General features: G+C 54.7%; 25 protein-coding genes. 8 read left to right on the top strand and 17 right to left on the bottom strand.

Features of this window, described 5'->3' with window-relative positions; genetic code table 11:
* Positions 1 to 51: 51 nt before the first annotated feature.
* The 3 genes from PHE17_RS14845 to PHE17_RS14835 all read right to left on the bottom strand — a co-directional run bounded on the left by PHE17_RS14845 (position 52) and on the right by PHE17_RS14835 (position 3,706).
* The gene (locus PHE17_RS14845) at positions 52 to 1,095 is read right to left on the bottom strand and encodes an AAA family ATPase (protein ID WP_301016677.1); all 1,044 of its coding nucleotides are present in this window, start codon (positions 1,093 to 1,095) and stop codon (positions 52 to 54) included.
* Positions 1,096 to 1,221: 126 nt separating this feature from the next.
* On the bottom strand, positions 1,222 to 2,121 hold the full coding sequence (locus PHE17_RS14840; protein ID WP_301016676.1) for a DUF4412 domain-containing protein: 900 nt from the start codon (positions 2,119 to 2,121) through the stop codon (positions 1,222 to 1,224).
* Positions 2,111 to 3,706, bottom strand: coding sequence for a bifunctional aminoglycoside phosphotransferase/ATP-binding protein (locus PHE17_RS14835; RefSeq protein ID WP_301016675.1), 1,596 nt, complete (start codon positions 3,704 to 3,706; stop codon positions 2,111 to 2,113). The genes PHE17_RS14840 and PHE17_RS14835 overlap by 11 nt, the downstream gene beginning before the upstream one ends.
* 48 nt (positions 3,707 to 3,754) lie before the next feature.
* Between PHE17_RS14835 and mrcB the strand changes: the two genes are divergently transcribed.
* The 5 genes from mrcB to epmB are packed head-to-tail and all read left to right on the top strand — an operon-like array spanning position 3,755 to position 10,378.
* On the top strand, positions 3,755 to 6,172 hold the full coding sequence (gene mrcB / locus PHE17_RS14830; protein ID WP_301016674.1) for a penicillin-binding protein 1B: 2,418 nt from the start codon (positions 3,755 to 3,757) through the stop codon (positions 6,170 to 6,172).
* Between the two features lie 14 nt (positions 6,173 to 6,186).
* Positions 6,187 to 6,765, top strand: coding sequence for a tetratricopeptide repeat protein (locus PHE17_RS14825; protein ID WP_301016673.1), 579 nt, complete (start codon positions 6,187 to 6,189; stop codon positions 6,763 to 6,765).
* Positions 6,766 to 6,796: 31 nt separating this feature from the next.
* Positions 6,797 to 8,716 carry an ATP-dependent DNA helicase gene (locus PHE17_RS14820; protein ID WP_301016672.1) on the top strand — a complete coding sequence of 640 codons (1,920 nt, stop codon included), beginning with the start codon at positions 6,797 to 6,799 and terminating at the stop codon, positions 8,714 to 8,716.
* Positions 8,697 to 9,392 carry a tRNA (adenosine(37)-N6)-threonylcarbamoyltransferase complex dimerization subunit type 1 TsaB gene (gene tsaB, locus PHE17_RS14815; RefSeq protein WP_301016671.1) on the top strand — a complete coding sequence of 232 codons (696 nt, stop codon included), beginning with the start codon at positions 8,697 to 8,699 and terminating at the stop codon, positions 9,390 to 9,392. Before PHE17_RS14820 ends, tsaB begins: the two co-directional genes overlap by 20 nt.
* Complete coding sequence (gene epmB, locus PHE17_RS14810; RefSeq protein WP_301016670.1) at positions 9,389 to 10,378, top strand: EF-P beta-lysylation protein EpmB; 990 nt, start codon at positions 9,389 to 9,391, stop codon at positions 10,376 to 10,378. Before tsaB ends, epmB begins: the two co-directional genes overlap by 4 nt.
* A 1-nt stretch (position 10,379) precedes the next feature.
* Here epmB and PHE17_RS14805 read toward each other — a convergent pair whose 3' ends face one another.
* Complete coding sequence (locus tag PHE17_RS14805; RefSeq protein ID WP_301016669.1) at positions 10,380 to 12,470, bottom strand: hypothetical protein; 2,091 nt, start codon at positions 12,468 to 12,470, stop codon at positions 10,380 to 10,382.
* 83 nt (positions 12,471 to 12,553) lie between these two features.
* Entirely contained in the window at positions 12,554 to 13,105 is a 552-nt protein-coding gene (locus PHE17_RS14800; RefSeq protein WP_301016668.1) for a thermonuclease family protein, read from the bottom strand.
* A 93-nt stretch (positions 13,106 to 13,198) separates the two neighbouring features.
* Between PHE17_RS14800 and aroE the strand changes: the two genes are divergently transcribed.
* Entirely contained in the window at positions 13,199 to 14,026 is an 828-nt protein-coding gene (aroE, locus tag PHE17_RS14795; RefSeq protein ID WP_301016667.1) for a shikimate dehydrogenase, read from the top strand.
* A gap of 121 nt (positions 14,027 to 14,147) precedes the next feature.
* Here aroE and PHE17_RS14790 read toward each other — a convergent pair whose 3' ends face one another.
* Genes PHE17_RS14790 through PHE17_RS14775 form a run of 4 tightly spaced genes read right to left on the bottom strand, consistent with a single transcriptional unit; the run spans position 14,148 to position 17,446 of the window.
* Entirely contained in the window at positions 14,148 to 15,104 is a 957-nt protein-coding gene (locus tag PHE17_RS14790; RefSeq protein ID WP_301016666.1) for a glycosyltransferase family 2 protein, read from the bottom strand.
* Positions 15,101 to 16,555: a DUF6056 family protein gene (locus PHE17_RS14785; RefSeq protein WP_301016665.1), complete on the bottom strand. Its 1,455-nt coding sequence runs from the start codon at positions 16,553 to 16,555 to the stop codon at positions 15,101 to 15,103. Before PHE17_RS14785 ends, PHE17_RS14790 begins: the two co-directional genes overlap by 4 nt.
* Before the next feature lie 4 nt (positions 16,556 to 16,559).
* The gene (locus PHE17_RS14780) at positions 16,560 to 17,081 is read right to left on the bottom strand and encodes a DUF3368 domain-containing protein (protein WP_301016664.1); all 522 of its coding nucleotides are present in this window, start codon (positions 17,079 to 17,081) and stop codon (positions 16,560 to 16,562) included.
* A complete protein-coding gene (locus tag PHE17_RS14775) occupies positions 17,078 to 17,446 on the bottom strand; it encodes a UPF0175 family protein (protein WP_301016663.1) in 369 nt (122 codons plus the stop codon). The genes PHE17_RS14780 and PHE17_RS14775 overlap by 4 nt, the downstream gene beginning before the upstream one ends.
* 85 nt (positions 17,447 to 17,531) lie before the next feature.
* On the opposite strand from PHE17_RS14775, the gene uvrC reads away from it, so the two are divergent.
* Both uvrC and pgsA read left to right on the top strand, forming a co-directional pair.
* Complete coding sequence (uvrC, locus tag PHE17_RS14770) at positions 17,532 to 19,367, top strand: excinuclease ABC subunit UvrC (protein ID WP_301016662.1); 1,836 nt, start codon at positions 17,532 to 17,534, stop codon at positions 19,365 to 19,367.
* A 1-nt stretch (position 19,368) separates the two neighbouring features.
* A complete protein-coding gene (gene pgsA / locus PHE17_RS14765; RefSeq protein ID WP_301016661.1) occupies positions 19,369 to 19,914 on the top strand; it encodes a CDP-diacylglycerol--glycerol-3-phosphate 3-phosphatidyltransferase in 546 nt (181 codons plus the stop codon).
* 48 nt (positions 19,915 to 19,962) lie between these two features.
* Here the strand turns inward: pgsA and PHE17_RS14760 are convergent, their stop codons facing one another.
* The 8 genes from PHE17_RS14760 to PHE17_RS14725 all read right to left on the bottom strand — a co-directional run bounded on the left by PHE17_RS14760 (position 19,963) and on the right by PHE17_RS14725 (position 24,878).
* A complete protein-coding gene (locus PHE17_RS14760; protein ID WP_301016660.1) occupies positions 19,963 to 21,393 on the bottom strand; it encodes a hypothetical protein in 1,431 nt (476 codons plus the stop codon).
* An 88-nt stretch (positions 21,394 to 21,481) separates the two neighbouring features.
* Positions 21,482 to 22,084: a hypothetical protein gene (locus PHE17_RS14755; RefSeq protein ID WP_301016659.1), complete on the bottom strand. Its 603-nt coding sequence runs from the start codon at positions 22,082 to 22,084 to the stop codon at positions 21,482 to 21,484.
* Between the two features lie 3 nt (positions 22,085 to 22,087).
* Positions 22,088 to 22,219: a hypothetical protein gene (locus PHE17_RS14750; protein WP_301016658.1), complete on the bottom strand. Its 132-nt coding sequence runs from the start codon at positions 22,217 to 22,219 to the stop codon at positions 22,088 to 22,090.
* An 18-nt stretch (positions 22,220 to 22,237) separates the two neighbouring features.
* On the bottom strand, positions 22,238 to 23,005 hold the full coding sequence (locus tag PHE17_RS14745; protein WP_301016657.1) for an OmpA family protein: 768 nt from the start codon (positions 23,003 to 23,005) through the stop codon (positions 22,238 to 22,240).
* A gap of 155 nt (positions 23,006 to 23,160) precedes the next feature.
* Entirely contained in the window at positions 23,161 to 23,583 is a 423-nt protein-coding gene (locus tag PHE17_RS14740) for a rhodanese-like domain-containing protein (protein WP_301016656.1), read from the bottom strand.
* Complete coding sequence (locus tag PHE17_RS14735) at positions 23,576 to 23,860, bottom strand: succinate dehydrogenase assembly factor 2 (RefSeq protein ID WP_301016655.1); 285 nt, start codon at positions 23,858 to 23,860, stop codon at positions 23,576 to 23,578. Before PHE17_RS14735 ends, PHE17_RS14740 begins: the two co-directional genes overlap by 8 nt.
* The gene (locus tag PHE17_RS14730) at positions 23,853 to 24,089 is read right to left on the bottom strand and encodes a succinate dehydrogenase assembly factor 2 (RefSeq protein WP_301016654.1); all 237 of its coding nucleotides are present in this window, start codon (positions 24,087 to 24,089) and stop codon (positions 23,853 to 23,855) included. Before PHE17_RS14730 ends, PHE17_RS14735 begins: the two co-directional genes overlap by 8 nt.
* A gap of 9 nt (positions 24,090 to 24,098) precedes the next feature.
* Positions 24,099 to 24,878 (bottom strand): succinate dehydrogenase iron-sulfur subunit, encoded by a 780-nt coding sequence (locus tag PHE17_RS14725; protein ID WP_301016653.1) that lies wholly within the window; start codon positions 24,876 to 24,878, stop codon positions 24,099 to 24,101.
* Positions 24,879 to 24,885: the final 7 nt, after the last annotated feature.

Raw genomic sequence — 24,885 nt, 5'->3', positions numbered from 1 at the left:
ATTTTCACTGCCTGTGGGGTATTGGCGGTGATTATAGAGGATTTGCTGGCCTTAATCATACAACAGTATATCGCCAATTGATTGCGCCCACTGTGCAAACGCCGGTATGCCGAAAATCTCATCGCCAACCGCCCGTAGCATGTCGGATACCAGCATCACGCCCATTTCTTTCAGCGGAAAAGCTTTAGCGTAATTGAGGATATGCCCGTAAGTTTCCGCCGCATCCGCAGTGCCACGGGCGCGGATAGCACGCCCGACCAGTGCCGAAGCCACCGCGTATTGTAAATCCACTTCCTTGGGGGCTTTGATGTCTTCGCCGCGCAGGATCGCGTCGAGGTCGGGCATTTGGTCAAGGCTATCGACGAAGGCTTTCAACTCAATCCCAGCAGCCGGGCCAACGCAGGCTTGCAATGTCCCCAACAACAGCGCGGGGGAATCCCCAAACTTTTGCAGCGCACGGTGGGCAAACTCCCACGAACGCGGGGTCGGGAACGCTACCGGATTGTGCGCAGGGTCAAACTTAAACAACTGTTCCGGGCGGAAGCGCAGGAAACCGATGATGCGTTCGTCGATGGCATTTTTGTACGCCCACGCCACCCAATCATCCAGATTCAAGTCAACTTCAAAGTGTGAAAAGCGGTTCGCCAGCGGTGCGGGCATGGTGTAAGTCACGCCCCGGTCGCCTTGACGGTTGCCTGCCGCGAAAATTGCCCAGCCTTCCGGCACGCGGTAATCCCCCAACTTGCGGTCAAGGATCAGTTGGTAAGCCGCCGCCGAAACACTCGGCACAGCAGAGGTGATTTCATCCAGAAACAGGATGCCTTGTTCCCCGTGACGTTCCGCATTGGGCAGCATCGAGGGGATTGCCCATTCCACCAATTCATGGTCACGGAAGGGGATGCCGCGTAAATCGCTGGGTTCCATCTGCGAGAGGCGCACATCAATCACGGGGACGTTATGGCGCTGCCCGATCTGTGCCACGATTTGCGATTTGCCCACGCCCGGTGGCCCCCATAGCATCACGGGCGTGTGGTAGCCCTGCAATGTGCCGAGGAATTCTTTGTCGAGGATGGTGCTGAGGTGCGTGGGGCGCATGGATAACCCTTATTCTGTGGCAATAAGCGGGGATGATAAAAGGGGTAAGTTAGGGGGTGCAAATACCCCCTATTCCTTGCTTCTTACTCCCTTCACCCCTTGCGGGGGAAGGGGCGGGGAGGGGGATTATTTCGTGGCAGGTGCTGCTGGAGCCGCTGGAGTTGGAGCGGGCGCAGGTGCAGCCGCTGCTGGTGCTTCAGCCGGAGCCGGAGCCGCAGCAGGCGCTGGTGGTGGCGCAGCCGTCGGTTCAAACACCGCGTAATCGCTTGGTACGGTGAAATCCGCATCCTTCAACGCATCTTTTGCGATAGCGCTCAACTCACTGCGCGGGCCTTGTGGAACTGCTTGGATGCGCACGGCAAGGCCGTCTTTGTGTACGGAGGCAGAGCCTTCGGTGGGCGGGGTAGCGCCTTGTGCCTTGGCGGATTCGACGGTAATACCATCCATGTACTCAAACATCGTGACTAGCATTTTTTGGTCGGCAGTATCCATCGCATCTGCGCCCGCAATGCAGACATCACGCACGGCTTTGTCGTCCATTTTGACGGTGGAAATCGTGCAAGCAATGCCTTGGATGGTTTCCTTGCGCTCGGTTTTTTCCATCTTCATGCTAGGCGGTGGCGCTTTTAGGGCTTCATCAGCCTGTTTCATACGCTCTTCGACCATTTTGCGTTGGTCTTCCGGCATGGAAGCGACTTGCTTCTTCATTTCCTCTTTGAATTTGTTCTGCATTTCGACCACTTTACCCATGCGTTCACGCATTTTGTCGGGGGTGGTTTCGATGTATTGCTTGGTTTTGGTATTGACCGTGTACAGCGCTTTTTTGGTGTTGTCGTACAGGGTGTAAATGCCGCTGTCAGCTTCTTCCATGCGCACTTTGTCGCCGTGGATTTGGATCACGGTTTTGCGTTCTTGCGGGCCGAAGCCAGCGTCAGTGTAAGTGAGTTTGGTATCTGCCAAAACGGCGGTGGAAAGGCCGAGGGCAAGTGCCGCGATTAAACGAAGGGATGCTGGACTAAGATGCATTTTTTACTCCTAAGCGACTCAAGTGCGCTTGTAGCGTTGAGATGGGTAAGCATTCATTGGGTGGAACTGTTACACAAGGTTCATCATCCTGCAACGGTTTATACTGTTCCAGTTGTTTGTGCAGCACAGCAATATCGGCATCCGAGGCATCGGTGTTGGCTTGTTGGCGGCGTAAAATATTAGCTTCCAGTTGTGCGGGTGTGCCGCTGAAATGCAGGATGAGGAACGCGGCATCCTGTTCCTGTGCCAGTTGGCGGAAACGCTGGCGTTGCCCAGCATCCAAAAAAGTGGCATCCACCACTACCGAAAAGTGGTTTTGTAAGGCCACGCGGCTCAGTTCTTCGAGCCTGTCATAAGTGCGGGCGCTCATTTCGACACTGTAAATGCCCTGATCCAGCCCTTCAGTGCGGCGTTCCGTGGCTTGCATATCCAGCAGGCGCTTGCGTTCCACATCCGAACGCAATTGGATGAAACCCAGTGCGTCGCACAATTCACGGCATCCCGATGATTTGCCCGAACCGCTCAGCCCGTGGGTAATGAACAGCGCGGGGCGGGCAGTGTGGGTATATTTTTCTGCCAAAGTCAGATAATCCGTACATTGTTGCAAAGCCAATCCCCGTTCTTCATCGCTGGGATTTTGACCCAGCCGCAAAGCATTCACTTTTGCACGCACCATCGCACGGTAAACGCTATAAAAGTTCAACACCGTCAACAAGCCGTAATCCCCACCTGTTTCAAGGTAACGGTTTAACAGCCGATGCGCATGAGTGGGGGCGTGGCGGTATGCCAAATCCATCAGGAGGAAAGCGACTTCGCTGGCGGTATCAATCCAGCGTAAATCCTCATTGAACTCAATTCCGTCGAAAATGGTGATTTCCCCGTCCACCACAGCTATATTCCCAAGGTGCATATCGCCGTGGCAAGCGCGGATGTGCCCTTCGTGCTTGCGTTGCAACAGCCGTCCCTGCACACGGGAATATTCCTGTTGCGTCCAGCTTTCCAGTAAACTCAGGCGCTTGAGGATGGCAGGATCATGCAGGTGGGTGCGCAACAGCGCAAAGTTTTGCTGCATGGGTTCCAAAACCTTGGCAGGCAGGCCGAAGCGGCTGTTTTCAGCCGCGATTTCGATGTTTTGGTGGAAACGGGTGATATTACGCGCCAGTACGTCCATATCATCCACAGGCAGGGAACCCGCTGCTAAAAGCAGGTCTAACTGCTGCTGAGGGTCGAACTGACGCATTTTTACGGCATATTCAACAATGTCGCCGGATGTAGCAGTGCTGGGTGTGCCGAGTTGGTAACGCCCGTCTTTGTATAAAATAGGCGCAACATCAAGGTATAAAGCGGGGGCAAGGCGGCGGTTAAGGCGCAATTCTTCATTACAGAAATGTTTCCTGTCTGCCAATTGTGTAAAATCCAGAAATCCAAAATTGACGGGTTTCTTTATCTTGTAAGCGAACTCGCCGGTCAGGAAAACAGTCGATATATGGGTATGGATTACTTGTATATTATGTACAGTTGGATGCGGGTAGAATGCGGGGTCACGCATTGAGTCCAGCAGAGTGTCAGATGAATGAAGGGACATGCAGTGTCTCGTTATGGCCCGAAAATATAAGCATAGCAGGAAACGAACTTGAGTCAGGAATCCGGTCAGGAAACACAACAAGAAGCGCTGTGGAAGCGTTTCTTCAAAGGGTTATGGTTTATTCTCGCGCTGTTCGGTCGGGTGTCCCGTATCCTGTTCCTCGTTGCGCTTATTTTAGGCGTGTTGGTGGGGCTGGTTTATACCATGCAACTGGACGATGTAGTCCGCACCCAGTTTGAAGGTAAACGCTGGGAGCTACCCGCACGGGTGTTTGCCCGCCCGTTGGATATGTACGAAGGCCAGCAACTGTATGCCGACCATCTCGAACAGGAAATGAAGCTGTTGGGCTACCGCAAGACCGACAAGCCTACTGAAACGGGGCAGTACCAGCGTACTGGCGACCAGTTCATGATCAATACCCGTGGTTTCCAGTTCGCCGAAGACAAAGAGCCTGCCCGCAGCATAAAAATCAGTATTGGTGGTGGCAAAATCAATTCCTTGCGCTATTCCGACGGCAAAAGCCCGCTGAATTTGATGCGTTTGGAACCCGTATTGATCGGTAATTTTTATCCACGCCAGAACGAAGACCGGGTATTGGTTAAGCAGTCGGAAGTTTCGCCGCTGTTGATCCGTGGCTTATTGGCGGTAGAAGATAAGAAATTCTATGAGCACCAAGGGGTTAACCCAATGGCGATTGCCCGTGCGGTAGTTGCTAACCTCAAGGCGGGGCATACCGTGCAAGGCGGCAGCACCCTGACCCAGCAGTTGGTGAAAAACTTTTACCTGACCAACGAACGTAGCTGGGAACGTAAACTCAAGGAAGCGATGATGGCTTTCTTGCTGGAACTGCATTATTCCAAACAGGAAATTCTCGAAGCTTACCTCAATGAAATTTATCTGGGGCAAGACGGCGACCGGGCCATCCACGGTTTTGGATTGGCGGCGCAATTCTATTTTGACCGTCAGGCGAATGAGCTGAAATCTGACCAAATTGCCTTGCTGATTGGCTTGGCGAAAGGTGCGGCTTACTATGACCCGCGCCGTTTCCCTGACCGTGCTTTGGAACGCCGCAATTTGGTTTTGGGCGTAATGCTTCAGGAACGGGCGATTGCCCAAGCTGAATACCAAGATGCCATCCAACGCCCATTGGGGGTCACGGAACATCGCCCATCTGGGGCAACCCCGTTCCCTGCCTATCTGGATTTGGTGCGCCAGCAATTGCAACGTGATTACAAGGAAGAGGACATTCGGGGCGCTGGCTTGATGATCTTTACCTCGATGGATCCAATTACCCAGTTGACATCGGAGGCTATCCTGCAAAAACGGGTTGCCCAACTTGAACGCGCCCACGGCATCAAAAAAGGCAAACTTAACGGTGCATTGGTCATTAGCAGTGTTCAAGGTGGCGAAGTGGTGGCCTTGGTCGGTAGCCGTGATGTGCGCTATGCCGGTTACAACCATATCCTGACTGCGCAACGCCAGATTGGCTCACTGGTCAAACCGGCGATTTACCTGACGGCTTTTGAGCATAAACGCGAAAAATACACCTTGGGGTCACGCATCAGTGACGGCCCCGTTACCGTCAAAGTGGATAAGCGCAAGTACTGGCAACCGGGTAACTACGACATGCGCAACATGGGTTACATCCCGCTGTTGAAGGCAATGGTTTTGTCGCGTAATACCCCGGCAGTACGGGTGGGGGTTGATTCCGGGTTGGATAGGGTCATCAATACCCTGCACGGTTTGGGTGTTACCAGCAAGATTCCCGAATACCCCTCTATCCTACTGGGGGCGATAGAGGTGGAACCCATCCAAGTGCAGCAAATGTACCAAACGCTGGCGTCAGGTGGTTCCTATTCACCGCTGAAATCCATCCGCAGTGTCATGAATATGCAAGGGCGCGTATTGACCCGTTACCCACTGACCGTACAGCAAGTTGCTAGCCCGGAAGCGGTGGACTTGCTGGTGTATGCATTGCATCAGGTTACGGTGGAAGGGACAGCGAAAGAGTTGTCCAAAGTATTACCTGCGTGGGAATCCGTGGCAGGCAAGACCGGGACGACCAACGACAAGAAAGATAGCTGGTTTGCCGGGTTCTCTGGGCAACACGTAGCGACGGTTTGGGTCGGGCGTGATGACAATAAACCGATCAATATGACGGGTGGCGAAGGTGCATTGAAGGTTTGGGCAGACCTGTTCCGGGTGTTGCCGACCAAACCATTGCAGGCCGGGAATTCGTCGCGTCTAGTCTGGGTGGATATTGACCCTGCCAGTGGTTTGCGGGCTAATCCGGGTTGTGGCAGTTCGGCACGGGTTCCGTTCATCAAGGGGACGCAACCGCAAAAGACTTCGTATTGCGCTCCGCCTGAGACGGTTGCGCCAGAAGGTGGTGTGCCTGCTACGGGTACTGCCCCGGCTGCCCCCGGTGCTGCGCCTGCTAACTGGCTCGATAATTTGATGCAATAACAGAAATAACAGACATGAAAAAAATGGCAAGTTTTTACCCCTATCAAGGGGTGGCGCTGATGTTGGCAGCAAGCCTGCTGTCAGCTTGCGCCCCTAACCCGTCGGTATTGCAGGACAACGTGTATGGGCGTTACCCGCAACAGCCACAGTCCTATGCCCGGACACCGGCATCTCCGGTGCGACCGCCGTTGTCAACGTCGTCTACTCACAACCTCGGTGTGCCATATAATCGACCGATGCCTATGCCGCCTGTTGCGCCGCCGCCGCAAGCTGATACAACGGATACCATGCCGAGCGACATAGCCGTCGTCGTGCCGGATGCGATAATGCCAGAAACACTGCAACCTGCACGCCCGCCGAAAAAATACGATTCCTCCCCCGCTGCCCGCGCCTTACTGAAACAGGCCAATGCGGAAGCGACCGATGGCAAACTGGCTGATGCTGCTGCCACTATCGAACGTGCTTTGCGCATTGAACCGGATAACCCGGATTTGTGGCTGAAATTGAGTGACCTGAACAAGCGCCAAGGCAATACCCAGCAAGCTGCAAGTATGGCAGGCAAGGCGCAGTACTATCAGGAGCTGCTCAATTAGCCCGCCCGCCGCTATTGAGCCAGAATTGCCAATGCTGGATTTGCTAGGCGAATCTGGCCCTTTCGCGCAACTGATCGACGGTTTTCAGCCGCGTCCCCAGCAGCAAGCGATGTTGCAGGCGGTGTTGGAAACCCTACAGACGCAGGCGACTGCCGTGATTGAGGCGGGGACTGGTGTGGGTAAGACTTTTGCTTACCTTGCCCCTGCGTTGCTGTGCAATGAGCGCGTGATCGTCTCGACGGGCAGTAAAACCCTGCAAGACCAGCTTTATCACAAAGATTTGCCGGTGGTGCGTAAGGCGCTCAAGAGTGGGGTGAAAACCGCCCTGCTCAAAGGCCGTGCCAATTACTTGTGCCTGCACCGCATGAAAATCACCCAGTCGGAAGGCCGTTTGCCCGACAAGAAAAGTGTGGTGTGGTTGCGCCGCATTGGTGATTGGTCGGGGTTGACCCGCACTGGCGATGTGTCGGAGCTTTCCGCTGTGCCGCGTGATGCCGACATTTGGCTGCGCGTCACCTCCACCACCGAAAACTGCATCGGTGCGGAATGCCCCGATTACCAAGACTGTTTCGTGGTCAAAGCCCGCCGCGCTGCGCAGGAAGCGGATATTGTCGTGGTTAACCACCACCTGTTTTTCGCCGACCTCGCCATCAAGGAGGAGGGCTTCGGTGAATTGCTGCCACTGGCGGCGGTGGTGGTGTTGGACGAAGCGCATCAGTTGCCGGAAATTGCCTCCAGCTTTTTCAGCGATACCTTCAGCAGCCGCAAATTGCAGGATTGGAAACGCGATACCCTGCTGGAAGTGCTGGCAAGTGCTTCCGATATGCCAAACTTGCGTGATGAATTGGATGTGCTGGAAAAAGCAGTGTTGGATTTGCGCTTGGCGATGGACACACCTGGGCAACGCGCCCCGTGGCTGCGCATCCGCAATAAGCCCGCGATTATTGAGCACCTGCAAACCCTGACCGATAGCATGGATACGCTGGCAGCTTTGCTCGAACACGCCGCTGAGCGTAGCAAAGGTTTGCAGGCAAGTCATGTGCGCTTGCTGGAACAACAGGCGTGTTTGCAGCGTTTGCAAAACCCGCCGCCCGACACGGTGCAGTGGTTTGAAACCTTTACCCGTGGTTTTGCCCTGACCAGTACACCGCTGGATGTCGCCGTGCCTTTCAAGAAGTGTATGGCGGAATTGCCTTGCAGTTGGATAATGACTTCTGCAACGTTGGCGGTGGGGCCATCATTTGATCATTTCAATAAGCGCATGGGCTTGGAAGATGTGACCACCCTGCAACTCGATAGCCCGTTTGATTACTGGCACAACTCGCTACTGTACTTGCCTGCCGGATTGCCGGAGCCGCAGGATCGGGATTTTGTGAGTGCGTTGGTCGAGGCGGCGATTCCGGTGATTAATGCCTGTGGTGGGCGCACGTTCATGCTGTTCACCAGTTACCGTGCGTTGAATGAAGCGGCGGAATTGTTGCAAGACAGCATTGATTTCCCATTGCTGATCCAAGGCGAATTGCCGCCGCGTGACATGATCGACAGGTTCCGTGAATTGGGTAATGCGGTACTGTTGGGGACGGCGAGTTTCTGGGAAGGCGTGGATGTGCGCGGTGAAGCCTTAAGTTGCGTCATCATCGACAAGCTGCCGTTTGCCGCGCCGAATGATCCGGTGATGGAAGCGCGGCTGGATAGCATCCGTCAGCGCGGTGGCAACCCGTTTGCCGAGTACCAGATTCCGCAGGCGGTGATTACGCTGAAACAGGGCGTCGGGCGCTTGATCCGTGACCAGCAGGATCGTGGGGTGCTGATGATTTGCGACATCCGTTTGCGTACCCGCAGCTACGGTAAGATATTCCTCGACAGCCTGCCGCGTATGCCGCGCACCCAGAAATTAGAGATTGTGGAACGGTTTTTTGCCGGGAATTTGAATGAAACTGCTAGCACTTGATACTTCTACGGAAAGTTGTTCCGCCGCCGTTTATGCCGATGGTGCGGTTTTCAGCGAATTTGAACTGACCCCGCGTGCGCATACCCAACTGATTTTACCGATGGTGGAAAAGGTGCTGTCTACGGCTGGCCTGCGTCTGCAAGAGGTGGATGCAGTAGTGGTCGGGCGTGGGCCGGGGGCATTTACCGGCATCCGTATTGGCGTGGGCGTGGCGCAAGGTCTGGCAATGGCTGCTGATAAGCCGGTAATCCCGATTTCCACGCTGGCGGCATTGGCGCAGCAAGCCTACATGCAGCGCGGGGCGACCCAAGTGCTGGCGGCGTTGGATGCGCGGATGAAAGAGATTTATTGGGGGCAATATGCCTTGCAAGACGGCTTGATGCAATTGCAGGGGGAAGAGCAAGTGTGCGCCCCGGAAAATGCCCCCGTGCCGGACGTAGGCAATTGGTTTGCGGTTGGGCACGGTTGGTCAGCGTATGCCGATGCCTTGCAAACGCGGTTTGCAGGGAAGCTGGATGGGGTGGATGTGGATTCCTTACCCGCCGCCGAATTTATGCTGCCGTTAGCAATTGCCGAGTGGCAAGCAGGTAGGGCAGGTGCGCCAGAAGACGCACAACCCGTTTATCTGCGTAATAAGATTGCGCTGACCACGCAGGAGCGGATGGCGCGTCAGTGACAGCAAGCAAAGTGGCGTTGTGGCAACGTGAACTGGCGGCGGCTGTGCGTGACCCGCAAGCGTTGCTGCGCCTGCTGGATTTGCCGGATGGAAATACTAGCTCCAAAGCCGCCCAACAATTCCGCCTTTTAGCTCCCCACAGTTATATTGCCCGCATGAAAAAAGGCGATTGTCACGATCCGCTGCTACGCCAAGTATTGCCGTTGGATGATGAATTGCAAGTGGTGGAAGGTTTTAACCAAGATCCGGTCGGCGACCAACATTCGGTGGTGGCGGATGGGGTACTGCATAAGTACCATGGGCGCGTGCTGCTGGTAACGACAGGGGCGTGTGCGGTGCATTGCCGTTATTGCTTCCGGCGGCATTTTCCCTACAGCGAGTCGAACCCGGTGAAAGCGGAATGGGAAGGGGCGTTGGCTTATATCCGCGCTAACCCGGATGTGCGCGAAGTGATCCTGAGCGGCGGTGATCCGCTGACTTTGGCGGATGAGCGGCTGGCGGTGTTGTTTCGGCAGTTACGTGACATGCCGCAGGTTACGCGGGTGCGTTTCCATTCCCGTTTGCCGGTGGTGTTGCCGTCGCGGATTGATGCCAGTTTCCTGCAATTACTGCACGAAATTCCGCAGCAAACGGTAATGGTGATCCACGCCAACCACGCGCAGGAGTTGGATGCGGATGATGTGCGCCAAGCACTCGCAGCTTTACGGGCAGCGGGTGTGACGCTGTTCAACCAAGCGGTATTGTTGCGTGGGGTAAATGACAGCGTGCAGGCGCAAGCGGACTTGAGCGAAAGCCTGTTTGCGCACGGCGTCATGCCGTATTACTTGCACCTGCTCGACCGTGTGGCAGGTGCGGCACATTTTGAAGTGGCGGAAACCGAGGCAGTACGTTTGCTGGAAACACTGCGCAAACGCCTGCCGGGGTTCCTTGTGCCAAAGCTGGTGCGGGAAGTGGCGGGGGAAAAGGCCAAGATGCCCGTGCTGTAACTCAGGCTTGCTTGCCGATCTCATACGTCAGCGTATTGTCCCGCCCATCGCCGGACAATAACACCTGTTTGGTGACTTCCCCATTTTGTAAATACACCAAGCCGACATTCGGGCGGCAGGTAATCCAATAGGTGTTGGGGTCAGTACGGGGTTTGCCATCACGCTTTTCCAGCCATTGCCACGTGGTATTCAACAACGCCGCGACCATCGGTTCCCACCACGCTTTGAAGGTCGGCTTGGGGCGCGGGTGCTGTGCTTTGCCGGGGATGCCAGTGACTTCGATTTTCCACGTATCCTTTTTCAGGAAACGCCAGAAGAAAATGCGATACCACCACTGCAAGCTTTCCAGTTTGCTATGCCCGCGCCGTACCTTGGTTATGTCATTGGCAAGGAAAGTTTCCAAGGCGCGGCCTGTTTCCGGGGTATTGCGCAAGGCACTGCTGGTCAGTTGCAGGCATTCAAGGTGCAGGGGTTCAGGTTCGGTCTGACAAGTGTAAGTGGCGTGGTTGGCGAAGGAATAATGCACATCCCCGGCGATGAAGGTGGCTTTCTTATACCCCAGACCCCGGCGGATGGTATTGAGGAAAGTGGAAAACCCTTGCCCATTGGCGATCCAGCTTTCAATGTCCAAACGGCTGGGGCTGAGCATTCCGCTGGAAACGCCGAACAGGAATCCCATGCGGTAGGCAAATTGCTGCACGCCTTCAATGACAGAAAAGCCGAAGACGGGCGTTCCGGTAATGAAAATCGGGACAGTCGTATCTTGGTTGCTTTGTGCTTTCAGTTTGAACCACGCTTCATGCAAGGCATCCATTGCGTAGCGGTCGAGGAGTTTGGGTGGGGAATTGAATGTCCCAAAATCACGCTGGGTGCGGCAATCCAACACGAAGATCGGCGGCGTGGTGGGCAGGATAAAACTCCAGTGGTGGAATTGGCGTAGGGTAAAGTCGTAATGTTTAGCGGCATCTGCCCGCTCAGGCACGATCAGGTGTTCTTGGATGGTGTCGATAAAATCCTGCGGGAAGTGTGCCGGTTCATTGCCCCAAGCTTGGAATGCCCACAGGGCGGCGAGGGCATTTGAAACCACGCGGCTTCCCGAAATGCTGCTGTGTACCTGATTGTACCAACTGCGGTTCAAATTCCAGTCATCGGTGACATCGTGGTCATCGAACATCATGTAAGTGGGGATATTGGCAAAGGTTTTGCGCACTTGCGGTTGGCTAGCAAGGAAATGGCGCAGGCTTTGTATTGCTGGCGTGTCCGGGGCATTATCCGGGACAGTGAAGTTGATGCGGTTGCCCAACATCAGCAAATACATGGCGGCGAATTCGCCAAAGCCAATCAAATGCATGTCAGTGCAGTCAGACGTTAACCCACAGTCTTTCTTTAATTGCGTGCGTTCTTCCGATGAAAGCTTGCCCGGTTTTGCGCCGCAGGGTAGGGCAATGTCTTTGCCGATTAATTGTACCGCGAGTTTTTGCAGGTAATCCATCACGGGTTCGATGATTTCATCCGCGTAAATTTGGTCGCCGACCAAAAACAGGTGGGAGGGGCGATTATCCAGCGTGTGTACATTCTCTGCCAAGTGTTCGGCGAGCAGGGCAAGGGAGTCTTTCTGCTGGATATTTTCTTGGTCATCGAAAGAGGGGCCGTGCGGTTTGCGGCAAGAGCCATACGCCAGCATCCGCAATTCGTTGGCGATGTAAAAACCGGGGCGGCTTTCCCCCGCAAGGCATACGTCGGCTATTTCAGGCAATTCTTGCCCGTCATCGTTAAACAGGCTGTAGGTCAGTAATTTGCCGCAGGGGAACGGGTTGTCCCCCCCGCGATCGGAGCGGGCTTCCAATAGCGTGATATGGAGGTTATCCCCCAATGAAACCATGTGTTGGCGTGATTTAGGCGGCTCCATAATGCGTGGGTCTGGTGAATCAGGGGGAATAGAACAACCGACTTGCTCCCCGTTTGAATCGTAGACGCGCAGTGTTAAGGATAGGGGTTGGCTGCTTGCCAGCCATACAGTAACGCTTTGGTCTGTGACCCGCCGCAAGATCGGGCCTGCCAGAACCAGTGGTAGCGAGGATTTTTCTTCCATGATGTTATTCTCTTTATCGCAATAGCTTTGCTAACAAGCATAGGCGGGAACCGGCAAACTTGCAGGATGAAAGGAATAAACGGTTATTTTGCATGACGGTAATCCCACGGTGCGACCGGCGATGGGTCTTGCCATAGCCCGATGTTGGATGCGCGAGCTTGTTGTTCGGCGGTGGCATAAGCACTGCGGTCAGATGGGCTTTGTTCCTTGGCGTAAGCGGTGTAATGCCAAGCGCAACCCGCCCGTAATTGTTCCAGCCCCACATCTTTGCCATTGACGCTGACTTTGGCGACCACGCGCCCGTATTTGTCCTGTTTGTAGGCTTCCACGCTTGCCGTTTGGTTGGCTGCCATGCCAATGAGTTGCTGTTTGCATTGCTTGCCGAAGGGTTGTCCACGTTCGGGGGAATCAATGCCTTGCAAGCGGATTTTGAATTCCTGTTGGTTGCTGGCAAGCACGGTCAGGGTATCGCCATCCGCGACATGCACCACACGGCCTTGCGCGAGCAATGTGCCATCAGCGCTGAATTCGGCATCGGGTGGCAGTTTGGCTTGAAGTTTTTTCTGCTGGTTGGTCAATTCCTTTTGGCAACCAAGCAGGAGCAGGGCAATAAAGAAGAGCGCAAGTTTTTTCACGGTAATGCCTTGTTCTTGGTGTTGTGGGGAGGCGGGTATTATAACCCAGCTTGTGTGATATATTTCCGCCTGATTAAGTAAACGGATGACAACATGACTGACCGCTACGCCGTCTTCGGCAACCCCATTGCCCACAGCAAATCACCGCGCATCCACACCCTGTTTGCCCTCCAGACGGGTGAGGCGGTGGAATATTCTGCCTTGCGGTCTGAGGAGGAAGAATTCGCGCAAGACGTGATGATATTCCTCGTGGCGGGCGGCAAAGGCTGCAATATCACCGTGCCCTTCAAACAAGAAGCGTGGGAACTGGCAGATGAACTCAGCGATTACGCTGCCCGCGCTAAAGCGGTGAACACACTGGCATTCCGCGACGATGGCACGATGGTCGGTTCAAACACCGACGGCATCGGTATCGTGCGGGATTTGCAGCAAAACCACGGGCTTGCTTTGCAGGGTAAACGCATTTTGCTGTTGGGTGCGGGTGGCGCGGTACGCGGGGTATTGCAACCCATCTTGGAAGCGCAACCTGCCAGCCTGTTCATCGCTAATCGCACGGCAGCGAAGGCATTGGAATTAGCGCAAGATTTCGCCGAATTCGGTGCAGTTACGGGCGGGGGTTTTGCGGATATTACCGGGCAGTTTGACCTCATTATCAATGGTACGGCTGCCAGCTTGCAGGGGGAATTGCCGCCACTTCCGCCCAACTGTTTGGCAACGGGGGGCAGCACTTACGACATGATGTACGGCGCAAAACCTACCGCCTTCGTCGAATGGGGCAAGGCGCAAGGTGCAGCCTACGCGCTGGATGGTTTGGGGATGTTAGTCGAGCAAGCGGCAGAAGCGTTCTTTATCTGGCGCGGGGTGCGTCCTGATACTGCGCCAGTGTTAGCGCAATTGCGTGCGGAATTGGCGGGGAAGTGAATTAAGAGCCGTCCCGAAATAAATTTCCCATTTGTAGGAGCCAGCCTTGCTGGCGATCGCTTGCTGGGCAAGCTCCTACATAAAGTTGTTTCGGTCGTATTCCTTTGGGGAAATATGGTTATCAATCCTTATTTCCAAACCCCACTTTCGACCGCACCAAATAAATCGGCCTCCCCTTAACCTCAATAAACACCCGCCCCAAATACTCCCCCAAAATCCCCAGCCCGATCAGGATGATGCCATTAAAGAACAGGATCACGGCAAGTGTGGAGGCATAACCGGGAACATCAATCCCCAACACCAGCGTCTTGACCACCACCCACAGAAAGTAGCCCAGCGAAAAAAAGGATAATGCCGATCCAATATACGTCCATACCCGTAAGGGTGCGGTGGAAAACGAGAAAATTCCGTCGAGGGCATAGTTAAACAGTTTCCACAAAGGCCATTTGCTGCTACCCGCTTGCCGTGGGGGGCGGGTAAATTCGATGGTTTCGGTTTGGAAACCGGGCCACGCGAGGATGCCTTTCATGAAGCGGGTTTTCTCCGGCAATTGCCGCACGCAATCCACGACTTTGCGATCCATTAGGCGGAAATCGCCAACGTTTTCAGGAATCGGAATGGCGCTGAGTTTGGAAATCAGCCGGTAAAACAGCCGCGCTGCCCAGCGTTTCACCACCGCATCATTGGGGCGCGATTGGCGGTGCGCCAGTACCACATCCGCGCCCGCTTGCCATTTCGCCACCATCGGCGCGATCAGTTCCACCGGGTCTTGCAAGTCCACATCCATCGGGATGACCGCCGCGCCGCTGACAAAATCGAGTGCCGCCGTCAGCGCCGCTTCCTTGCCGAAATTGCGCGTCAGGCTGATGACTTTAATGTGCGCATGAGTGCTGGCAAGCGCCACCAGCAGCGGCAAGGTGTTATCGGTGCTGCCATCATCGACGAACACGATTTCATACCTACGACCAAGCGCCTCCAGCACCGGGGTGATGGCAGCAATAAACGGCTGGATGCTGTGCTGTTCGTTGAAGCACGGCACGGCGATGGATAACAGGCCGGGGCGGGGCGGCGCATTCATCGGGCTTGGCGTTCCACATGGCGCTGGATGCTTTGCAAGCCAAAATATTGCGCATAACAGACATTGCGCCAGTCATACGGCATCGGCAGGATGTCGTTGAAATACACTGAACGCGGGTATTCGCGCCCAAAATCCGGCACGCTCAAGGTTTGCTGCCCGTGGTTGAGCGCGTCATCAATCATCGCGTAACGCTGCTGCATATAGGCATCGAATGCAGGTGCAGTTTCCCGCCAGTCCAGTTGCGCCCGCTGGAACTTGCCGTTGGTGAATACCGCCAACCCAAACAGCACTGCCGTGATGAGGAAAACAGTAAGCGCCCGTGGTTGCGCATTCAAGCCATTTTCCCGCCACACATCCGGCATGAAATGCAGCGTGATTGCCCCCACCGTGAACAACCAGCCACATAGGAACACGAAGTAAATCGCATCCACCGTGCGTGGCGGAGGCCAGCCGCCCATTGCCCACCACGCCGGAAATTCCAGCAGAAACGGCAACAGCAACGTCGCCACCAGCAGTGCGGATAATTGCCGTTTATTGGGGTGAAATTGCCGCGCCGGGTTACGGCACAACAGCGCGGTCATGAACGGGGTCAGCACCGTCGCCACGATAAACACCGGGTTTTGCAGCCAAGCCGTGAGTGTCCACAGCCCCATTGCAAAGCTGCCCGCCAACGAGCGCATCAGATCATGACGTAACGGGAAGGTGGCTTCGCGCACCGCATTTCCCGGCGCACCGAAAACAATGGCACTGCAAACCAGCGCCACCAAAAACAGCAGTAGCCACGGCAATGCTATCAGCCAACCCTGCCGCAGTCTTGCCAGCAGCATCACGCTGGTTGCCACGAAAGCCATCAGCATACCCGTTTCATTCGCGCCGATAGCCAGCACCAATACGCCCGTCAGCGCGATGAGGGGAGCGGTAATTTTCTGCCCTTCGCGCTGCCGCTCACTCAGTTGGAACATCAAACCCGCCAGCAGTAGCAACAAAATATTCGCCGACTGGTAGGACAATGATCCCGCCATCCAATACAAACTGCTGGCAGGGCTGCGCATCCCCAGCACATACACGGCGACAAACATCAGCGCCGCGACGCATACCGCCCAGCCATTCATGCGCGTATGCAATAGCCGCGAGAGGAAAAACGCCGCCGCCGTGAACAGTGACAACAGCAATAGCAGCGCAATGAATTTGTAGCCTTCCAGCAAACCAAACACCACGGGGTAAATGGCATACAGCGCATTGCCGGAATAGCGCCCGCTCCACTCCAGATAGTGCCGCCCCAAATGCGTCCACAACCCTTGGCGTTGCACGCCTTCCGCCATGCAGAAATCGTCAGCAGAAGGAGCAGCGTATTGCCCCAAAGCCATGAATAACAGGATGACGCCAAGACTGATCAGCGCCAGAAGGCTCAGCGCGGTTTTCTCGGTGTTGAGTGGGAAACGTGTGGTCATGGCTTCATTCCTTGGCGATTTTTAACGCCGCATCAATCACCGTTTGTGACAAGTAATAGCCCGATGCGCGTAAGCTTTCCAGTAATGGTCGTGCTCGTGGAATCAGGCCGCTACGTTTGGCGATGGCAATTACGCCCGCGCTGCCCATCACTTCCAAGGCTAAGGAACGTGCTACAGCGCGGCCTTTGGCCTCATCCATGATCAACAGCGGGGATTTTCCGGCCTGTTGTAGTTCGGCTGCCCAGAAAATGCTGCTGGTTTCGCCGGGGTCTAGCCCTTCCAAATACGCAGTTAGGGTCGTTGGTGTTGTGGCACTGGTGTTGTATGGCGTGACTTTCAGCCAACCTATGCCGATAGCCGCCCGCACGGGTTCGGCATCGGCAAAGTCACCACCGGATAGCACTTCTTGCGCTACCACATCCGTTAACATCACTTCGCCAAACAAGGCTTGTAGCAGGTGCAAGTGACGGATACGTGCCAATGCAATCAGCGGGCTGGCATCCGCAATGACGGTCATTTCGCTCATGCAGCTTCAGCAGGAAGCGTGTGTTCTGATAGCCAGCGTTCCGCAAAGGCGGCTTCGGTTTCGACTTCTTCTGTTGAAAAGTCGACGACGGGGATGCCTGCCGCAGAAACGAGCGTGAGCATTTCAGCCAACGATTTTCCGGCGACTTTGGCAGCAGCGGCAATGGAAAGAAGTTTGTCGCGGAATAAGCTGATGCCCATGACCAAGCGTACTTGCTCAAGGTTGGGAATGCCTGCGAGTTGTTCCATGCTGACCAGCAGTGCGTCGGGTTTGTCGCGGTTTGTGACCATCACGAGATCGTGTTTTGCTTCCCGCAGGGCAACGGATGGGTTGGCTTTAAGCTGCCGGACATTGACGACTTGCATCGCAAGTTCTCCTTTGATGTAGGAACATGGTTAGTATAGTGGTTTGTGGGAAGTTTCGGGATGGTTTTTATGGCAAAATACCCCGATGCAGAGCGAAACCCCGACCTTTGATCCCCAAGATTTCCTCAAAACCGTGCCACACAAGCCCGGTGTGTACCGTATGCTGGGTAAAAGTGCCGAAATCCTCTACGTCGGCAAGGCTAAAGACCTGAAAAACCGCCTGTCGAACTATTTCCGGGGAACCATTACCAATTCGCGCATCTTTGCGATGGTCAAGCAAATCTGCAATGTGGAAATTGCCATCACCAGTACTGAAGCCGAAGCCTTGCTGCTGGAAAGCAACCTGATCAAGCAGCATTCGCCGCACTACAACATCCGCCTCAAAGACGGCAAGGGCTACCCTTACATCTACATTTCCACCAAACAGGAATTCCCGCGCATCCAGTTTTATCGCGGTTCGCGCAAGGAGCCGGGGCAATATTTCGGGCCGTATCCGAGTTCCGGTGCGCTCAGCCAAACCCTGAACTTGATGAAAAAGCTATTCAAGGCGCGGCAATGCGAAGACAGTTATTTCAGTAACCGTTCGCGCCCCTGTTTGGAATACCAGATCAAGCGTTGCAGCGCCCCGTGCGTGGGGCTGATCAGCAAGCAGGAGTATGCCAGCAGCATCCACCACGCCATCCAATTCCTGCAAGGCCGTACCCAAGAGGCGATTGACGAATTAGTGCAGAAAATGGAAGCTGCCGCCATGACCCTCAACTTCGAGAAGGCAGCGGAACACCGTGACCTGATCGAGAGCTTGCGGCACATTTCCCAGCAGCAATACGTCAGCGGTAGCAGCGGCAATGTCGATGTGGTGGCGATCCACGTCGATTCTGGGATTGCTAGCGTGCAAGTATTCACCGTGCGCAACGGCAATAACCTCGGCAACCGTAACTTTTTTCCCAGCTTGCCGGATAGCGAAGTAGGCAGCGCGGAAGTGCTTGGCTCGTTTCTGGCGCAATACTATTTGAACCACGACGTGCCGGGGGAAATTCTGGTGTCGGAAATGCCCGACGAACCGGAAGTGCTTGCCGACATGCTCACCCTCAAGCAAGGGCGCAAAGTGGTGATCCGCCAACCGCAGCGTGGCGAACGCACCAAATGGGTGGACATGGCAGAGCGTAATGCCGAGCAAGCCTTGCAAATGCAATTGCTCTCCAAAGCCGGGGTGCAGCAGCGCTTGACGGCTTTGCAGGAAGTGTTAGGTTTGCCAAGCCCGCCCACCCGCATGGAGTGTTTCGACATTAGCCACACGATGGGTGAGGCAACCGTCGCGTCTTGCGTCGTATTCGATAGGAATGGGCCAGCAAAATCCGAGTATAGGCGGTACAATATCGACGGTATCCAAGCGGGGGATGATTACGCCGCGATGCATCAGGCATTGACGCGGCGTTTTCGTCGGGCGACCGCGAATGAAGGCAAACTTCCTGATATTCTGTTCATTGATGGCGGTAAAGGGCAGGTCACGCAAGCCTTGGATGTGTTGCGCGAATTGCAGGTTGCCGGAGTGGAAGTGGTGGGTGTTGCCAAAGGCGAAGGCCGCAAGCCGGGGCTGGAAACGCTGATCATTGAGCAGGGCAGTGGGCGGCTGTCGCTGCCGGAGCATTCCAAAGCCTTGCATTTGATCCAGCAAATCCGGGATGAGGCGCACCGCTTTGCCATCACGGGGCATCGGGCGCGGCGGCAAAAGGCACGAACCCAATCGCCGCTGGAACAGATCGAAGGGCTGGGGCCGAAACGTCGGCAAGTGTTGCTCAAGCAGTTTGGTGGGCTGCGGGCAATCGAACGCGCGAGTGCGGAGGAGCTGGCAAAAGTGTCGGGTATTAGCCCCGAACTGGCACGCCGGATTTATGATTTCTTTAACGGGGATGTGAGTTGATATGGTGTACAACCTGCCAGTATTACTGACATGGCTGCGGATTGCGTGTATTCCGTTGTTGGTATTTTTGTTCTATTGGGACGAGCCGGTAGCGCCGTTAGCGGCTGCGAGCGTGTTTGGTTTTGCTGGGATAACGGATTGGGCGGATGGTTATCTGGCGAGGTTGTGGCAACAAGAATCACGCTTCGGCGCATTCCTTGACCCGGTGGCAGATAAGCTGATTGTGGCAGTAGCGATGATTTTGCTGGTGGAACGTGAGGCGAACATCTGGATTACGCTGTCGGCATCCACCATTATCGGGCGTGAAATTGTGATTTCTGCTTTGCGCGAATGGATGGCGGAAGTGGGGGATCGGGGCAAAGTGGCGGTAGCTTTCATTGGTAAGCTCAAAACCACGGCACAAATTCTGGCGTTGATTTGCCTGCTATACAATCAGGATTTGTGGGGCTTACCGCTGCGGGAAATCGGTTTGGGGGCGCTGGTGGCGGCTACCTTGCTGACCGTGATTTCGATGATCCAATATTTATACAGCGCGTTTAAGAAATAAAAAAACCGGCGTTATCTGCCGGTTTTGTTTAGCGGGATGCCGTTAGGGTCAAGTTTCGTCACTTTTCGGTGGCGGTGTTTGATCCGTTTTGGACGTTTCCTTTTCTGGTTCGCTTTCCGGTTGTTGCGGGTTGCTGGTGAACTTTTCTGCCAGTTCTTTGGTTCCCGCCGCCAGTGCTGCCAGCGTGGCGCTGCCTTTTGCCAGTGTTTCAGGGCTTAGTAATGAACCGCCTTTGGTGCTGAGGTCATTGCCTAATTCCTTGGCCTTGTTCAGCCAGTCAGTGGTCGTGGGGCCTGCCTTTTCGGACAAGTGTTCAACCGTGTCCTTGGCTTTGTTCAGCCATTCGCTGGTTGTGGGGCCTGCCTTTTCCGTCAGATGTTCCATCGTGTCTTTGGCTTTATGCAGCCATTCGCTGGCGGTGGGGGAGGCTTGCTCAGTCAGGTGTTCCACCGATTCTTTGGCTTTGTGCAGCCATTCACTGGCGGTGGGGCTGGTCTTTTCAGCGAATTGCTCGACCGATTCTTTGGCCTTGTGGAACCATGTGTCCAAAAGGCTGCCTTCCAGCTCAAGTTCGTCCATATCCGGCGGATCGACGATAGGTTTGTGCGGGTCGATGCCTGCTATCCATTGAGCGATAGTAGGTGTTTCCAATTCGGCTTTCGGCAGTTCCTCTTCTGGGGCTTGCAGCTTAACTTCTGGCAGCTCAACGTCGCCTGCATCCGGCGGGTCGATGATGAGTTTGTGTGGGTCAACTTTTGCCAGCAAGGCAGCGATGCCTGCCGTTACTAAGCCTACTTTGGGGAGGTCAATGTCCGGGAGATGAAATCCGGTTTTCGGTACTTCCATTTCAGGTGCATCTACTTCAACCGCAGGAACTTCTACGTCCGGGATATGCAGTTCGGCTTTAGGCAGTTCCACTTCAGGCGCATCTACTTCAACCGCAGGAACGTCCAATACTGGGGCGTGCAGGTCAACGTTGGGAACTTCCATGTCGGGTACGTGCAATTCTGCTGTTGGCAGTTCTACGGCGGGTGTGTCCACTTCGACCGCAGGCAGCTCAACTTCTGGGACTTGCAGCTTGACTTCGGGTAGCTCAACGTCGTCGGCGTCCGGCGGGTCGATGATGAGTTTGTGCGGGTCAATTTTTGCTAGCAAGGCAGCGATGCCTGCGGTTACTAAGCCCGCTTTGGGGAGGTCAGTGTCCGGGATATGCATTTCCGCTTTCGGCAGGTCTACAGCGGGGGCAACGTGCAGTGCCGCTTTTGGTGGAGCTACGTTTGGCGTGCTGACGGGGGGGAATAGGGATTTGTTTATCAGCAGCGTATCGTTAGGGGATGTCTGAGCGGTGGGGCAACAGATGCCCATCTTACGTAGTAGCCAGCACAGTAACATGCCGAGAAAAAAAGCGAGCAACAGCAGGATGATGATTTCCCACGTTGCCATACCGAATGTATAAGCATTATTGGCGGTAACGTTCATGGTCTTTGTCCTTACGCTTGACGCGCAGTGTGTGTTTCGTCCTTAAAAAAAACCGGCAGGGGTTATGCCGGTTTTTTAAGGGGAATGGCTATTCTGCTTGGCCACCGATCAACAGGTTTTGGTATTCTTTCAGACGTTCCCACTCGCCTTTAGCGGCAAGTTCCGCTTGGTAAGGCCAGCTTTTGGGGTCGTGCATCTTGAATTGCGCACCCGCTGCTTCCAGTATCGGTTTGATGACATCCGGCGTGAGTGCTGCCAGTTGTTCAAAGTTCTGGATGCCCGCCGTATTCAGCAATTGCTCAATTTTGGGGCCGATACCTTCCAGTTTTTTCAGGTCATCTTTATGCCCGCTGGCAATACCGCTAAGGCTGGCAGCAAGGCCAGTTGCGGCCGTAGCAAGCCCGCCTGCGGTGTTTGTCAGACCGGATGCTGCACCACCGAATACTGAGCGGGAAGCGGATGCATTGTCTGGTGTTTCGCGGCTGCGCAACAGGCTGTTCATGTCAGCCGTGTAACCACCAGCTTTCGCACCATCAGCTTCGTGGTCGTATGCCGCGCTTCCGCCGCCACAGCAGATGCCCATTTTGCGTAACAGCCAGCACAACAACATGCCAAGCAGGAAGGCCAGTGCCAACAGGATGATGATTTCCCAACTGGCAATGCCAAAGGTGTAATCAGGCGTGTGGTTCATTGCTTAGTCCTCTTGGCTTTTGTTGCGGAAGTAACAAAACAGGAAGCCCAACAGAAACGCGACTGCCAACATAATGATGACTTCCAGACTGGCGTTGCTCGCATCACTTACACGGCTGGTAATATCTTTAAACATGGTTCAACTCCAATCAGGTTATTTTACTGGGGTGATTTCTACACGGCGGTTTTTCTTCCGGCCTTCTTCGCTGCCATTATCCGCAATCGGTTTGTCAGCACCCTCGGAGGCGGCAGCAACGCGGTCTTTCGGTGCGCCCAGTTTGACTAGGATTTGCTGGAGCATTTCTGCGCGTTTTAAACCGAGTGCTTTATTCTTGGCGGCATCCCCTTTGTTGTCAGTGTGCCCAACGATGGTGACTTTCGCCGTGCCATTGTCTTTGAGGAATTTAGAAACTTTCTCGAAATAGGCTTTGGTGCTGTCAGCCAATTGGGGGTTGGCGGAGCCAGTGGGGAAGTGCAGGGTAGCAGGGCCGATGTCAGCACCGTTGGTGCTTGCAGTGGTTTCTATAGTGACTTTATCAGCGTCGGCTTTGGCTTGTTCGGCGGCAGCTTTATCAGCATCTGCTTTAGCTTGGGCATCAGCAGCAGCTTTATCGGCGTCGGCTTTGGCTTGTGCGGCAGCATCAGCGGCAGCTTTATCAGCATCGGCTTTGGCTTGGGCGGCGTCAGCAGCGGCTTTATCGGCATCAGCCTTTGCTTTTGCGGCAGCGTCAGCAGCAGCTTTATCAGTATCGCCTGCGGTATTTGCTAGTCCAGAAATACCTGCTGCGGCAGTGCCAGTGGCAATTTGGGCAGCGGTCGTATCAGCACCGCAGAATCCTTTAATTTTGCAGGTGTACCACCACCAGCTACCGACGCCCCAAATACCTGCTAACAGCAGTACGATTAATGATTTCATCTTCATACGGAGGAACTCCTTTGGTTGGGTAAGTGTCGTGTGAGTCACTGAACACACTTTCTATAGTATGCAACACCTTGAATTACAACCAAAGGGGATCATGAAAATAAAACCCTAGAATTAACGGTGAAATTTTTTACCGACCGGCATTTTTCAACAGATTAGCATTGTTCCCACGGCAGCCCATGAAAGCGCCAGCCGCCGAGTGTACCCCGGTGATGGTGTTCGTCACGTTCGCCTTCAAAGCCTTCATCAACGTGCATGACTTTTTGGAAACCGGCCTCTAACAGCGCTGCGGCTGCTTCCCGTGAACGTTTGCCGCTACGGCAGATGAGGATGACGGATGCCTCTTTGTGCGCATCAACGTGCTTGAAACGGCCTTCCAGCAGGCGTTGGACTTCAGCAACGAACGTTGGGTTGACTTCCCAATCCGGTTCGTCGATCCACGCAATGTGCGTTGAGCCGACGGGATGACCGACAAACAGGTATTCCATGGATGAGCGGATGTCGATCAGGGCGCTGTTCGGATTTTCTTGCAACCAAGCGTAAGCGGCCTTAGGGTTTAAGTCATGTAGCTCATGCATTGTGGGTTCCTCCTGCGGTCTTGTCGTTATGTGTGCGTATTTTTTCGATAATAGCGCGGACTTTAGCGTCATTGGATTGGCGGTTGCCGATTAACCAATCCAGAATGTCCTGATCCCGTGAGTTCAACAGGCGCTCGAAAGCAAACTGTTCGCCCATATCCAAGGTGCTGTAACAATCTTTCAGGAACGTGCCCAGCGGGCGGTCAAGCATTTGTAAGGTGCGGCGGCACGCCCAGCGCAGGCGTACCATCCGCTCTTCAAATTGCGGGTCAGTCATGCGCCTGCCTTAATTTGACGATCAGGCTTTCATACTGCAACGGCACGGGGTCAATGCCAAGAACCATGCCGAACAGTAGGGGGTCTTGCAAGTCAAGCAATTCCTCCAAGTACTGCTTCTCATCGTCCCCGGCAGTTGGGTAGTGGTTTTGCAGGTAGCGCCCGAAAACCACATCCAATTCCTTCATGCCGCGACGGCAGCGCATTTTTACGCGGGATAATTCACTCATACCCCACCTTTACCGCCGTTCGATCATTTTTTTCTTCAGCTCGGCAATTGCCTTGGCAGGGTTCAAACCCTTAGGGCAAGTGTTGGTGCAGTTCATGATCGTATGGCAACGGTACAGGCGGAACGGGTCTTCGAGGTTATCGAGGCGGTCGCCGGTCGCTTCATCACGGCTATCCACCACCCAGCGGTAGGCTTGCAACAGCACTGCGGGCCCCAAGTAACGGTCGCTGTTCCACCAGTAGCTTGGGCAAGAAGTGGAGCAACTGGCGCACAGGATACACTCGTACAAGCCATCCAATTTCTTGCGGTCTTCCGGCGATTGCAGGTGTTCGCGGTCAGGTGGGGCAGGCGTTTGGGTCTGCATCCACGGCTTGATGGAAGCGTACTGCGCGTAGAAATGCGTCAGGTCAGGAACCAAATCTTTCACCACTTCCATGTGCGGCAGTGGGCTGATCTGGACATCGCCGTCAAACGCATCAATCGCCTTGATGCACGCCAGCGTGTTAGTCCCGCCGATGTTCATTGAGCAGGAACCGCAAATCCCTTCACGGCAAGAGCGGCGGAAGGTCAACGACGGGTCGATTTCGTTTTTGATCTTCAGCAGCGCATCCAACACCATCGGCCCGCATTGGTCGAGGTCGATTTGGTAAGTATCCCAGCGCGGGTTTTCGCCGCTGTCTGGATCGTAACGGTAGATGCGGAAGTTTTTAACACGGGTTGCACCAGCGGGTGCTGCCCACGTTTTACCTGTTTTAACCACCGAGTTGGCAGGTAATGTAAATTCAGCCATGGCTATG

This window comes from Thiothrix sp. (assembly GCF_028714775.1).
Classification (GTDB): domain Bacteria; phylum Pseudomonadota; class Gammaproteobacteria; order Thiotrichales; family Thiotrichaceae; genus Thiothrix.
The sequence above is the reverse complement of the archived record's forward strand: the minus strand, read 5'-3'. Positions and strand labels throughout refer to the sequence as shown.